This is a genomic window from Cognatundibacterium curvum, assembly GCF_014284235.1.
Lineage (GTDB): Bacteria > Pseudomonadota > Gammaproteobacteria > Burkholderiales > Burkholderiaceae_D > Undibacterium > Undibacterium curvum.
This window is the reverse complement of sequence record NZ_JACOGD010000002.1, coordinates 434,808-447,410: the sequence shown is the minus strand read 5'-3', so window position 1 is coordinate 447,410 and position 12,603 is coordinate 434,808. Positions and strand designations below refer to the sequence as shown.

The following is a 12,603-nucleotide window of genomic DNA, read 5'->3' as shown; positions in this document are numbered from 1 at the left end:
AAGTGAAGAGCACTATTGCATCTGCCCCATACACAGGTATTTCATTTCCAAATATTCATCCATCCCGTAACGGGAACCTTCGCGTCCCAGACCCGACTGCTTCACGCCACCGAACGGAGCCACCTCGTTAGACATGAGACCGGTATTGATGCCGACCATACCGTATTCGAGTTTTTCTGCCACCCGCCAGACGCGTGCGATATCACGTGAATAAAAGTAAGAAGCAAGACCAAAATCGGTCGCATTGGCAGCGGCGATTACCTGCTCCTCGGTATCAAAAGGCATGACGGCTGCAACCGGGCCAAAAGTTTCTTCTTGCATGACCAGCATGTCGTCTGTGACATTTGCCAATACCGTGGGTTCGAAAAATAAGGCGCCAGCTGCATGTTGCTGACCGCCCGCACACAGTTGCGCACCTTTGCTGAGCGCATCGCTGACATGTTCCTGTACTTTGGCAATCGCCTGCGCATCGATCATCGGCCCCTGCTGCACGCCAGCCGCAAAGCCGTCACCGACCTGGATTTTGCGCGCGCCAGCCACCAGTTTCGCAACGAATTCCTGATACAGCGAACGATGGACATAAAAGCGATTCGTGCAGACGCAAGTCTGTCCGGCATTGCGATACTTTGATTGCAATGCGCCCTCTACCGCCGCATCCAGATCCGCGTCCTCAAAGACGATGAAAGGGGCATGACCACCGAGTTCCAGCGCCAGTTTTTTAATCGTAGGCGCAGATTGCTGCATCAGGATGCGGCCAACCGGCGTAGACCCTGTGAACGACAAATGCCGGACTACCGTGCTTTCGCACAGGCGCTTTCCTATCGCTACGGAACGTGCGCCGTCTGCAGTCAAGACATTGACTACGCCAGCGGGAATACCCGCGCGATGCGCCAGCTCCGCCAATGCCAATGCGGACAACGGAGTCTGTTCAGCTGGCTTGATCACGATAGTGCAGCCAGCCGCAATGGCCGGAGCAACTTTGCGGGTAATCATCGCAATCGGGAAATTCCAGGGCGTGATGGCCGCGCATACGCCTATGGGCTGGCGTAAGACCAGCATGCGTTTATCCGCTGCAGTCGTGCTCAGCACATCACCAGCAACCCGTTTCGCTTCTTCGCCAAACCACTCTATAAAACTGGCACCATAGATCACCTCGCCCTTGGCTTCAGCCAGGGGTTTGCCCTGCTCCGCTGTCATGATGCGCGCCAGATCATCGGCATGCGCGATCATCAGATCAAACCAGCGCCGCATCAGTTGCGCGCGTTCCTTACCTGTCTTTGCCGACCAGGGGCCAAACGCCGTCTGTGCTGCCTGAATCGCGCGCTCTGCGTCATCGCTATCCAGATTGCTGACCTGTGCCAGCAAGCTGCCATTGGATGGGTTAACAACGTCAAAGCGGTCTGCGCTATCGTGCCATGCGCCATTGATATAGGCGGACTCCTTCAATAATGCGGGGTCCTGCAAAGCTAAAGTCTGTGCTGCGTGCTGCATATTCATCCCTTTCTTATTTTGTCAGGACTTACGAAAAACCGCCCCTGCAGCGTTATGGCTCCTTGTCGTACTATGCGTACTGCCTGCGTCGCCATGCCTTGCAGGGACAATTTTGCGTAAGTCCTATTTGTGACTTGCCTGACTCATCTGACGCATCTGGCCAGCCGGATTTCGAATGTAAAGCCGAGAGCCTAAAGCAAAACAGCCAGTTCTGCAGAGAGCCGGCTGTTTCCTTCATACTATTGCAGATTCAAACCTGAAGCATTCAATCCTGCGCTTTAGGCTTAGCCTCTTCACGCCGGTTGAAGCCTGCCACCATATCGAAGCGGAACAAGCGACATTCCAGCGCACCATTGAAAAACGGCGTTTTGCGTGCTTCTTTCAGGCGCAGCAGTTTTGGCACGCTCAGATCGGCGGTAAACAAAAACACACTCCAGCCGGCAAAGCGCTGTTTCAGCGTGGCGCTGAACGCGCTGAAAAATTCTCTGGCCAGTTCATCCGATTCCAGATTGCTGTCACCACGCACACCGATACGCTCACCGTAAGGCGGATTGGTCAGCAATATGCCTGGTTGGGTGGTCGGCGCTTTGATTTCCTGCGCCTCGATCTGCTTGAGCGGCACTTCAAAACGGATACCGGCTTTATTCAGATTATTGCGCGTCATGACCACCATGTCGCCGGAAATATCGCTGCCGAACAAAGTTGGCTCAGCCGGTAAAGGATGCGGCTTGGCCTGCGCCTTGATCGCATTCCAGGCATCCTGGTCAAACTGATGGAATTTTTCGAATGCAAATTCACGCTTCAGGCCTGGTGGTATGCCAGCCAGTATCTGCGCTGCCTCGATCAGGATAGTGCCGGAGCCACACATAGGGTCGAACAGCGGCGTACCTGGTTTCCAGCCTGCGGTACGCAGCAAACCCGCCGCCAGATTTTCACGCAGAGGTGCATCACCGGTTTCCAGACGCCAGCCGCGTTTGAACAAAGGCTCGCCAGACAAATCCAGGTAAATCGTAAAATTTCTCGCATCCAGAAAACCGACGATGCGCATATCAGGATTACGGGTATTCACAGATGGACGCTGGGTGAACTGATCGCGGAAACGGTCGCAGATCGCATCCTTGATTTTCAGCGTCGTGAATTCCAGACTCTTGAGCGGCGACTTCACTGCAGTCACATCCACCCGTATGGTGTGGTGATAGCCGAACCAGTCTTCCCATGGCTGTTCCAGCACCAGATCGTAAATATCGTTTTCATTGGCATAGCTGGAATGCCCCATGCGCATCAATACGCGCGAAGCGATGCGCGAATGCAGGTTGATACGCCAGCCATCCTGCAGGCTGCCAGAGCAATGCACGCCGCCCGGCACCTGATTGTGGACAGCCATGGTTTTATCCATTGCCGCGATTTCAGCCAGCTCTTCAGCCAGCGCAATTTCCATGCCGCGCGGGCATGGACAAAAATAAGAGTAACGTGTCATGGGGAACCTTTTATCCGTTAAATAAACACAAGTACGAGCGCAAAAATAAAAGCAAAAATAAGCGCCAGGAGAAGGTGATGGTCTTCTCAGAACGGTTTTACCACCACCAGAATTAATACAACTAACAACAACAGTACAGGTACTTCGTTAAACCAGCGGAACCAGACGTGGCTGCGCGTGTTTTTGCCCTGTTCAAATTTTTTCAGCAAGCTGCCGCAGGCATGGTGATAGCCCAGCAACAGCACGACACACAAGAGTTTGGCATGCATCCAGCCATTGCCAGGACCGCGCCCTATACCGATGACCAGCCACAGATACAGCCCCAAAGCCAGCGCCGGAACCGCGAGTATCGTCATGAAACGGTAGAGCTTACGTGCCATCAGTAACAAACGTTCCGTACTGGTCGCATCATTTTCCATAGCGAGGTTGACCAGGATACGCGGCAAATAAAACAGCCCGGCAAACCAGGAGATCACAAACAGTATATGAAAAGCTTTAATCCAGAGCATACGGACTTTCAAAAAATGAGGACAGACTGAGAAGCGATTTTACTGACGCACCTCACCATGACCAAACACGATGTACTTGAGCGAGGTAAGACCTTCCAGTCCTACCGGCCCACGCGCATGCAGCTTATCATTGGAGATACCTATTTCTGCACCTAAACCATATTCAAAACCATCGGCGAAACGGGTCGATGCGTTGACCATCACCGAAGCCGAATCCACTTCACGCAAAAAGCGCATGGCACGACTATAGTCTTCGGTCACGATCGCCTCTGTGTGTTTGGACGAATAGTGGTTGATATGGGCAATCGCTGCATCCATCTCAGGCACCACTTTCACTGCCAGCACCGGAGCCAGATATTCGGTACTCCAGTCTTCTTCGCTTGCCCGCACCAGATATGGGTAATCAGCCAAAATGGCCTCGGAAGCCGCATCACAGCGTAGTTCCACCTGTTTAGTCTGGTAACGCTGCGCCAACGCAGGCAATATTTGCGCTGCGATACCCTCTGCCACCAACAGAGTTTCCATGGTGTTGCAGGTACCATAGCGGTGGCATTTCGCGTTGAATGCGACGTCCAGTGCTTTCTGCTGGTCAGCCTTATCATCGATATACACGTGGCAGTTTCCGTCCAGGTGCTTAATCATCGGTACGGTTGCTTCCTGCATCAGGCGTGCGATCAGGCTTTTGCCGCCGCGTGGCACGATCACATCGACGTACTGCGGCATGGTGATCAGCTCGCCGACTGCAGCGCGATCCGTGGTCTCCACAATTTGCACCGCATCGGCTGGCAAACCGGCGCCGGATAAGCCTTCCATGACCAGGCCCGCGAGTGCGCGGTTGCAGTTTATCGCTTCCGAACCGCCGCGCAATATGGTCGCATTGCCACTCTTGATGCACAGACCGGCCGCATCCACCGTGACGTTCGGACGGGCTTCATAAATAATGCCGATCACCCCGAGCGGCACACGCATTTTGCCGACCTGGATACCGCTGGGGCGGAATTTCATGTCAGAGATTTCACCGACCGGATCTGGCAAGGCAATCATTTGTTCCAGGCCAGTTGCCATCGTCGTGATAGCCTGATCAGATAAAGTCAGGCGATCCAGCATCGCCGCATCCATGCCATTGGCACGTGCAGCAGCCAGATCCTGCTCATTGGCAGCGCGCAAAATGGCAGCGTCACGCCGTATCGCTGCAGCAATCAGTTTTAAAGCCTGATTTTTTGCCGCACTGTCAGCTTTGGCCATGGCGCGCGATGCAGCACGTGCCCGCTGGCCCAGCCCATTCATATATTGCTTGATATCGCTCATAGTTTTTGAGAGCCTGCTGCGCTCTCCCGGAATTGGCGGATGCCTGTGCATCCGAACTGGTTAATCATGTCTGGCTCAGCGCTGAGGCAAATGCTCTGGCGGCTGCGGTGCAGCCTGTTCGGCTTCACGCTGCGCGCGCGACTCTGAGTCCTAATTGTAATAGCGCATCCCAGGCATCGCCTGCAAATGCTTTACTGCGCAGACCTTTCACCATCTTATCGACTTGTGATGCTTCCTGCAGCGCTATCTGCAAGGTCTGCAGAGTCACGCGACGCAGTGCCGGGTCCATGAGTTTTTCTCTTGGTCCCCAGATCCTGAATTCTTTTAATAAGGCTGACAGCGGACGCCCCTGACTCATACCGGTTTTCAGCTTCAGCAGAGTACGGATTTCTTCCGCCATGGCCCACAATACCAGTGGTAAAGCTTCGCCCTCACCTTTAAGCCCGTTGAGCATTCTGACCAGCCGCGCCACATCACCAGTCAGCATAGCTTCATTGAGTTTGAACACATCATAGCGTGCCACATTTAAGACCGCATCGTGGATTTGCTCAAAACTCAGCTTGCCCGGCGGATGCAGCAAACCCAGCTTTTGGATTTCCTGATGTGCCGCGAGCAGATTGCCTTCGACCCGGTCCGCGATAAACTCCAGACTCTGGCGATCGGCACTCTGCTGTTGCTGTCCCAGGCGCTGCTGTATCCAGCCCGGCAAATGGGAACGTTCGACCAGCGGAATGTCGATATACACCGCAGCCTGCTGCAAACTGGTCACCCAGGCTGCTTTTTGACTGGCCCAATCCAGCTTAGGCAAGGTAATCAGCGTCAGATTATCGGGCGAAAGATTGGCCACATATTCCTGCAAAGCCTGAGCACCATCCTTGCCCGGCTTGCCGGAAGGAATACGCAAATCGATGAGTTTTTTATCACCGAACAGGGATTGCGACTGGTTCGCGGCAAGCAGCGCACCCCATTTAAAGCTACGCTCCACGCTCAGAATTTCACGCTCATAAAAACCCTGCGCCTTTGCCGCGCGACGGATTTTATCTGCAGCTTCCAGCGCCAGCAGATGCTCATCACTGGTCACTACGTAAAGCGGTGCCAGTGACTTGGCTAAATGCGTTTCGAGAGCGTCGTAGCGTAACTGCATAAATTTTCCGTAGCCTGCGCTGAGAGGCGCTTACTGATCTAATTTCACGACCGACAAACGGCGCATAATCTGCTGCACCAGATCAGTCTGCATATCGCGGTACAACAAGGCATCTTCTGCCTCTTTGGCCAGCACCTGTGATTCATTAAACGTCACGGTACGCTTGAACTGCATGCTGGCTGGCGCCAGATACTCACGCCCATCGGGGCTGCGCAGTCGGAAGCTGAAGGTGTATAACAAATTGTATTCGCGCACCCGGCCCTGACTATTCAGCGACAGGATTTGCTTTTCCCTGCTTTCGCCCATCACTTCCAGTATCACCTGGGCCTTATCCGGCGCGCTCAGGATTTCTGTTTTTCCATTGGCACGAATCTGGCGCTTTAACTCCCCCCCTAAAGGCGAGGCATCAGGCAAGGCAATATACAGGCTGGAAAACGGGAAACTGACAGGGCCACGCAAGGCGAAGCCACATGCGCTCAGGATAAAAACCAGCTGCAACAGCAGCAGTTTTTTCATAACTGAACTCAGACCAATTCGCATGTGACGCACTCCGGAAATAAACAACATAAGCTAGATAAACTGCTGCGGCCTGATACTGGAGACCGCAGCCTGGTTGGCGTTCAGGCTCGCGCCTCAGGCAACAATATTGACCAGTTTGCCAGGGACTACGATGATTTTCTTCGGTGCGCCTTCGAGGAAGCGTTGCACTGCTTCCGAAGCCAGCGCAGTCGCTTCTATCGTCGCTTTATCGGCATCCTTAGCGACCTTGATGCTGCCACGCAGTTTGCCATTGACCTGCACCACCAGCTCGATTTCATCCTGCACCAAAGCGGCTTCATCCACCGTCGGCCACGGCGCATCGATGAGTTCGCCATGTTCAGCCACCAGACCAAGCTCCTGCCACAAAGCATGCGTGACATGTGGGCATACCGGATACAAGGCACGCAGCAAGATGCCGAAGGCTTCACGCAATGCGAACTGATAGCCTTCTGCTTCCGATTTGAACGACTCTATCGTGTTGAGTAGTTTCATCGCGCCGGAAACAACCGTGTTGTATTGCAGACGGTCATAGTCAGCATCGATCTGCTTCAGAGTCAGATGGACTTCGCGTCGCAGCACCTTCACATCGGCGGCAAAGGCTGGCGCGCTGGTCGCAGCCACTGCACCGGCGGCTATCGTGTCCGATAACTTCAGTGCCGAGGCCCACAGACGACGCAGATAACGCGACGCGCCTTCAACACCGCTGTTGCTCCAGGCCGCACTCTGATCCGGTGGACCGGCAAACATGGTGAACAGACGTGCCGTGTCAGCACCGAACTGAGAAATGATGTCCTTAGGCTCGACCACGTTGTTCTTAGACTTGGACATTTTTTCTATGCCACCCATCTGCACCGGCTGACCATCGCTTTTCAGGATGGCGGCAACTGGACGACCTTTGTCATCGTGCTGCACTTCGATTTCGTTCGGGTAGAACCAGGTCTTCTTACCATTCGCCTCTTCACGATAGAAGGACTCATTGAGCAGCATGCCCTGCGTGAACAGATTTTTAAATGGCTCGGCTATGCTGACCAGACCCAGATCACGCATGGCCTTAGTCCAGAAGCGCGCATACAGCAAATGCAGTACCGCATGCTCTACGCCACCGATGTACTGATCCATCGCCATCCAGTAGTCATTGCGTGCATCCACCATATCGGTCGCATCCGGGCAGGTATAGCGCATGAAGTACCAGCTGGAATCGACAAAGGTATCCATGGTATCGGTTTCGCGCTGCGCCGGTTTGCCGCATTTTGGGCAATCGACATGCAGGAAGTCGGCACGGGTTTTAAGCGGATTGCCGGAACCGTCAGGAATACAATCCGTCGGCAATACCACAGGCAAATCTTGGTAAGGAACCGGTACATCACCACAGCTATCGCAATGAATGATAGGGATAGGCGTACCCCAGTAACGCTGACGGGAGATACCCCAGTCACGTAAACGCCAGGTAGTTTTCTTTTCGCCCAAACCTTTGGCTGCCAAATCAGCCGCAACCGCATCTACCGCCGCCTTGTAGCTCAGGCCATCGTACTTGCCCGAATTAACGGTCAGGCCTTTTTGCTTATCGCCATACCATTCGGCCCAGGCATCAGTCGTGAATTCTTCACCAGCAACCTGCACCACTTGCTGAATCGCGATCTGGTATTTTTTAGCAAACGCAAAATCGCGCTCATCATGTGCAGGTACGCCCATCACAGCGCCGTCGCCATAAGTCATCAACACATAGTTACCGACCCAGACTTCAACCTGTTGGCCAGTCAAAGGATGCGTCACAAACAAACCGGTAGGCAGACCTTCTTTTTCCTTGGTTGCCATTTCCGCTTCGGTGGTGCCGCCTGCCTTGCATTCTTCGATGAAGCTGGCCAGTGCAGGATTGTTTTTTGCCGCCAGCGTAGCAAGCGGATGCTCGGCCGCTACTGCGCAGAAAGTCACGCCCATGATGGTGTCAGGACGGGTGGTGAACACAAACATTTTGCCGTCTTGTACCAAAGCACCGTCCGCATCGCGGATAGTATGCGTGAACGCGAAACGTACGCCTTCGCTCTTGCCTATCCAGTTACGCTGCATGGTACGCACTTGTTCCGGCCAGCCATCGAGCGTATCTATGCTATTCAATAATTCATCAGCATATTGAGTAATGCCGAAGTAGTAACCTGGAATTTCACGCTTTTCCACCAAAGCGCCGGAGCGCCAGCCGCGGCCATCGATCACCTGTTCATTGGCGAGTACCGTCTGATCAATCGGATCCCAGTTCACCACCTGGGTCTTTTTGTAAGCGATGCCTTTTTCCAGCATTTTCAGGAACAGCCACTGGTTCCAGCGATAGTATTGCGGATCGCAGGTGGCGACTTCACGGCTCCAGTCGAAAGCCAGACCCAGAGGTTGCATCTGGGATTTCATGTCTTCGATATTGGCGTAAGTCCACTCGGCCGGCGATTTTTTATAGGCAATCGCTGCATTTTCCGCTGGCAGACCAAACGCATCCCAACCCATAGGCATCAGCACGTTATAGCCCTTCATGCGCAACTGGCGTGCCAGCATGTCATTGATGGTGTAATTACGCACATGGCCCATATGCAGCTTGCCGGAAGGGTAAGGCAGCATAGAACAGGCATAGTATTTCCCCTTGGGGAAACGTGGATCATTCTCCACCGCCTGATAGGCATTCGTGTTTTTCCAATGAGTTTGCGCCGCTTGTTCGACGTCGGATGGGATGTATTTTTCTTGCATGGCGTGGCCGGAAGTAGGTGCGGAAATAGGTGCGGAAATAAACAGAACCTTTGATTATAACTGCTTCGGTCGTGACTGACGCAAAATTGCGCCTGCCCGCCAGCGTGTCAGCCGAACTGCACGCTGAAATCTACGCTAACTGTCTGGCGGATAAGGAGACTCAGGGCCGCGCAGGCTGGATGCTGTCAGTCACAAAGCTGATCTGGTTCAGGCCTGCAGCCTGGGCTGCCGCCATGACTTTTGCCAGTTGTTCATAGGGAGTGGCCTTATCCGCCTGCAGGCTGATTACGGTTTGCGGTGACTGTCTGGCCTGGATCTGCAGGCGCCCGGATAAATCTTCAGCAGAAATCCGGCTGCCGCCCCAGTACAGGCTTTGGTCAGCCGCAATCGCGATTTGCACAGTCACAGCGGGAGCGGGTGCCGTACGAGCCTGAGTAGCGGGCAATTCCAGTTGAACCGCAGGCAGCATCAGCGGCGCTGCCATGATGAAAATGACCAGCAAGACCAGCATCACGTCGACCATAGGCGTGACATTGATGTCTGCCAGCGCAGAGCTGCCGTCCTGATTGGACGAGCCGGTTTGACTGAAGCGCCCTATGCTCATACCTGGTCTGCAGCCTGCGGCGCACTGAAATGCGCGTGCAAGTCGTGGGCAAAACCATCGAGCTGTGCCAGATGCAGTCGTAGCTGGCGTCCCAGCGCGTTATAGGCCAGTAAGGCAGGAATCGCAACGACTAAGCCAAATGCCGTCATGATCAGGGTTTCACCGACCGGACCGGCCAGTTGATCAATTTGCACCGCACCGCTGTCTGCGATTTTCAAGAGTGCCTGATGGATGCCCCACACCGTACCCAGTAAGCCAACAAATGGCGCACTGGATGCAATTGAGGCTAAGACTGTGAGCCCGGACTCCAGCACTCGGGTTTGTACCTGCAAGGCTTGGCGCAAGGTAGCGCTCAGGCGATCGCTGAGCGCAGCAGGCCGTCCCAGATGCTGCGCAGGATGTTCAAGCAAAGTTGGCAATGCTGAGGCCAGAAACAGATAAGGAGAGCGGCGCCCCGCCACTTGCAGCAACTGGCAGCCAGCCTGCAAATCCGGTGCTGTCCAGAATGCCACAACACTGCGGGCATTGCGCGACAAACTGCCGAGTTGCCAGGCCTTCGCCAGTATGATGGTCCAGCTAATTAAAGACATGAGCAACAGCAGCAGCGCCAGCGCCTGGGCAAAGCTGTCTGCCTGTTGCCAGTATTGCGCAATAGTCTGACTCATCATCCTTCGCTTTCAGTCTGAAAACGCCTCAGGGTTTCAAATCAGGCCAGGGATTTAACGCAAACCCAGCACGTCATACATATCGAACAAGCCAGTCTGCTTATCCTGCAGGAAGCGTACCGCACGCAAACTGCCATGCGCATAAGTCACACGGCTGGACGATTTGTGGGAAATTTCCACTCTTTCACCGATGCCGGCAAACAGCACGGTATGGTCACCCACGATATCGCCGCCACGGATAGTCGCAAAGCCAATCGAAGACGGATCGCGCTCACCTGTGACGCCTTCGCGCGCAAATACGCCGACTTCATTGAGGTCACGGCCTAAGGTATCGGCGATGACTTCGCCCATTTTCAATGCTGTGCCTGAAGGCGCATCGACCTTGTGACGGTGATGCGCTTCAACGATTTCAATATCGTAGCCGTGCGAAAAACTCTTGGCTGCCATTTCCAGCAACTTCAGGGTCACATTCACGCCCACACTCATATTGGGCGCAAACACGATGGCTGTCTTCTTAGCAGCTTCTGCAATCGCGGCTTTACCTGCTTCGTCGAAGCCCGTGGTACCGATGACCATCTTGATACCATGCGCGGCGCAGTATTCCAGATGTTGCAGCGTACCTTCAGGGCGAGTGAAGTCGATGAGGAAAGCGGCATCTTTCAAGCCTTCAGCAAAATCACTGGAAATCAGCACGCCGGATGGTTTGCCCAGTGAGATTCCCGCATCCGTACCCAGCGCCGGGGAAGCAGCCACGTCCAGCGCGCCTGCCAGCCGCATATCGCCTGCATCAGCAATCGCCTCAACCAGCATTTTCCCCATACGACCGGAAGCACCGGCAACTGCAACTTTGATTTCGCTCATAATTTCTTCTTCAGTCATGCTGTCATTCTTGCGGATGACGCGACACGTTTCACGCCATCCTTATTACCCGGTATTGCTCAGTGTTGTCTCTTCCGGGTCGTTATTTTTTATCTTTTTTCTTAGGTGTACCGTCCAGATCAGTCACTGATTCAACGCGATTACCAGTGAGTGCGGACTCGGTAATGCGGGCCAGATATTCTTTCTCGTTCGGCAAATTACCGCCTTCGAATTTCGATACCAGATTATTTTTAAAATGGATCGTAACGCGGCTCACAATCCGCTCACCATTCGGCTTGGTCAGATTGAAAGGATAATCCCAGCGATCCTCATGAAACATATCGGTCAACAAGGCGGTGCCGAGCACTGTGCGCACCTGCTCACGATTCATGCCCTCTTTAATTTGGGACATCATTTCCTGAGAAATAAAATTACCCTGCTGCACAGTAATGCGATACGGCGAGATATAGCCTAAAAACTTTTTAGCACCAGTAGGCGCATACACCTGGGTGCCGGAGCTGGCAGTCGCTGCAGCGTCTGCTTTATTTGCATCATCCGCCAGCAAAGGCGTCTTCGATGCGCAGGCGCTTAAGGCTGTCAGCAATAATATCGCTGCGAACCGGCCAGCATGGACTGGGATGGATTCTGAAAACAACATTCGCATAGGTAACCTCAGTAATCGAGCAACATGCCCTAAAACCCGATATCATAAAGCAGATAGCACTCTTTTGAATGAAAACATGACAAACAGCACCTCAAACCTGAAAGCCAGCGGCCTGAAAGCGACTTTACCCCGTCTGAAAATTTTGGAAATTTTTCAAAACAGTAAAGTACGCCATCTGACCGCCGAAGACGTCTATAAAATTTTGCTCAATGAAAATATGGATGTGGGCCTGGCGACCGTCTACCGGGTGCTGACGCAGTTTGAGCAGGCGGGCTTATTGCATCGTAATCATTTTGAGACGGGCAAAGCAATTTTCGAGCTGAATGAAGGCTCACACCATGACCATTTGGTTTGCCTGGATTGCGGACGCGTAGAAGAGTTTTACGATGAGCAAATCGAGAAGCAACAACATGCGATTGCACTGGATCGCGGCTTCAAAATTGCAGAACATGCACTGGCGATTTACGGGAACTGCACCAAAGAAAAGTGCGAGCACAAAGACAAGGAAAACAAGCAAAGTTAATTAATCAACAATAAAAATAAATTACAAAGTAGCCATATTTACGACCCTCAGTAGCATCAGCGTGCACTAATTTTGCGCAACGTTTTGTCT

Annotated in this window: 12 protein-coding genes; 1 reads left to right on the top strand and 11 read right to left on the bottom strand. The window is 53.4% G+C overall.

Features of this window, described 5'->3' with window-relative positions; translation table 11 throughout:
* Nucleotides 1-12: 12 nt before the first annotated feature.
* From H8K43_RS05145 to H8K43_RS05095, 11 genes are all read right to left on the bottom strand, one after another.
* A complete protein-coding gene (locus H8K43_RS05145) occupies nt 13-1,491 on the bottom strand; it encodes an NAD-dependent succinate-semialdehyde dehydrogenase (RefSeq protein WP_186903032.1) in 1,479 nt (492 codons plus the stop codon).
* A gap of 265 nt (nt 1,492-1,756) precedes the next feature.
* The gene (locus H8K43_RS05140) at nt 1,757-2,968 is read right to left on the bottom strand and encodes a THUMP domain-containing class I SAM-dependent RNA methyltransferase (protein ID WP_408057840.1); all 1,212 of its coding nucleotides are present in this window, start codon (nt 2,966-2,968) and stop codon (nt 1,757-1,759) included.
* Nucleotides 2,969-3,054: 86 nt separating this feature from the next.
* Nucleotides 3,055-3,477, bottom strand: coding sequence for a CopD family protein (locus tag H8K43_RS05135; protein WP_186902837.1), 423 nt, complete (start codon nt 3,475-3,477; stop codon nt 3,055-3,057).
* 39 nt (nt 3,478-3,516) lie between these two features.
* Complete coding sequence (locus H8K43_RS05130; protein ID WP_186902836.1) at nt 3,517-4,785, bottom strand: glutamate-5-semialdehyde dehydrogenase; 1,269 nt, start codon at nt 4,783-4,785, stop codon at nt 3,517-3,519.
* A gap of 124 nt (nt 4,786-4,909) precedes the next feature.
* Complete coding sequence (gene holA, locus H8K43_RS05125; protein ID WP_186902835.1) at nt 4,910-5,929, bottom strand: DNA polymerase III subunit delta; 1,020 nt, start codon at nt 5,927-5,929, stop codon at nt 4,910-4,912.
* Nucleotides 5,930-5,959: 30 nt separating this feature from the next.
* The gene (locus H8K43_RS05120) at nt 5,960-6,445 is read right to left on the bottom strand and encodes an LPS-assembly lipoprotein LptE (RefSeq protein ID WP_186902834.1); all 486 of its coding nucleotides are present in this window, start codon (nt 6,443-6,445) and stop codon (nt 5,960-5,962) included.
* A gap of 117 nt (nt 6,446-6,562) precedes the next feature.
* Nucleotides 6,563-9,199 carry a leucine--tRNA ligase gene (gene leuS, locus H8K43_RS05115; RefSeq protein ID WP_186902833.1) on the bottom strand — a complete coding sequence of 879 codons (2,637 nt, stop codon included), beginning with the start codon at nt 9,197-9,199 and terminating at the stop codon, nt 6,563-6,565.
* Nucleotides 9,200-9,359: 160 nt separating this feature from the next.
* Nucleotides 9,360-9,803: an ExbD/TolR family protein gene (locus H8K43_RS05110; RefSeq protein WP_186902832.1), complete on the bottom strand. Its 444-nt coding sequence runs from the start codon at nt 9,801-9,803 to the stop codon at nt 9,360-9,362.
* Nucleotides 9,800-10,471, bottom strand: a complete 672-nt coding sequence (locus H8K43_RS05105; RefSeq protein WP_329604480.1) for a MotA/TolQ/ExbB proton channel family protein — start codon at nt 10,469-10,471, stop codon at nt 9,800-9,802. Before H8K43_RS05105 ends, H8K43_RS05110 begins: the two co-directional genes overlap by 4 nt.
* A 51-nt stretch (nt 10,472-10,522) precedes the next feature.
* Entirely contained in the window at nt 10,523-11,329 is an 807-nt protein-coding gene (gene dapB, locus H8K43_RS05100; RefSeq protein WP_186903030.1) for a 4-hydroxy-tetrahydrodipicolinate reductase, read from the bottom strand.
* 100 nt (nt 11,330-11,429) lie between these two features.
* Nucleotides 11,430-11,984: an outer membrane protein assembly factor BamE gene (locus tag H8K43_RS05095; RefSeq protein WP_186902831.1), complete on the bottom strand. Its 555-nt coding sequence runs from the start codon at nt 11,982-11,984 to the stop codon at nt 11,430-11,432.
* 82 nt (nt 11,985-12,066) lie between these two features.
* Between H8K43_RS05095 and fur the strand changes: the two genes are divergently transcribed.
* Nucleotides 12,067-12,513, top strand: a complete 447-nt coding sequence (gene fur, locus H8K43_RS05090) for a ferric iron uptake transcriptional regulator (RefSeq protein ID WP_186902830.1) — start codon at nt 12,067-12,069, stop codon at nt 12,511-12,513.
* The last annotated feature ends 90 nt before the right edge of the window (nt 12,514-12,603 follow it).

Excerpts from the sequence above, each read along its gene's own strand:
- H8K43_RS05145 (WP_186903032.1), bottom strand. The coding sequence starts at position 1,491 with ATGCAGCACGCAGCACAGACTTTAGCTTTGCAGGACCCCGCATTATTG.
- H8K43_RS05140 (WP_408057840.1), bottom strand. The coding sequence starts at position 2,968 with ATGACACGTTACTCTTATTTTTGTCCATGCCCGCGCGGCATGGAAATT.
- H8K43_RS05135 (WP_186902837.1), bottom strand. The coding sequence starts at position 3,477 with ATGCTCTGGATTAAAGCTTTTCATATACTGTTTGTGATCTCCTGGTTT.
- H8K43_RS05130 (WP_186902836.1), bottom strand. The coding sequence starts at position 4,785 with ATGAGCGATATCAAGCAATATATGAATGGGCTGGGCCAGCGGGCACGT.
- holA (WP_186902835.1), bottom strand. The coding sequence starts at position 5,929 with ATGCAGTTACGCTACGACGCTCTCGAAACGCATTTAGCCAAGTCACTG.
- H8K43_RS05120 (WP_186902834.1), bottom strand. The coding sequence starts at position 6,445 with ATGAAAAAACTGCTGCTGTTGCAGCTGGTTTTTATCCTGAGCGCATGT.
- leuS (WP_186902833.1), bottom strand. The coding sequence starts at position 9,199 with ATGCAAGAAAAATACATCCCATCCGACGTCGAACAAGCGGCGCAAACT.
- H8K43_RS05110 (WP_186902832.1), bottom strand. The coding sequence starts at position 9,803 with ATGAGCATAGGGCGCTTCAGTCAAACCGGCTCGTCCAATCAGGACGGC.
- H8K43_RS05105 (WP_329604480.1), bottom strand. The coding sequence starts at position 10,471 with ATGATGAGTCAGACTATTGCGCAATACTGGCAACAGGCAGACAGCTTT.
- dapB (WP_186903030.1), bottom strand. The coding sequence starts at position 11,329 with ATGAGCGAAATCAAAGTTGCAGTTGCCGGTGCTTCCGGTCGTATGGGG.
- H8K43_RS05095 (WP_186902831.1), bottom strand. The coding sequence starts at position 11,984 with ATGTTGTTTTCAGAATCCATCCCAGTCCATGCTGGCCGGTTCGCAGCG.
- fur (WP_186902830.1), top strand. The coding sequence starts at position 12,067 with ATGACAAACAGCACCTCAAACCTGAAAGCCAGCGGCCTGAAAGCGACT.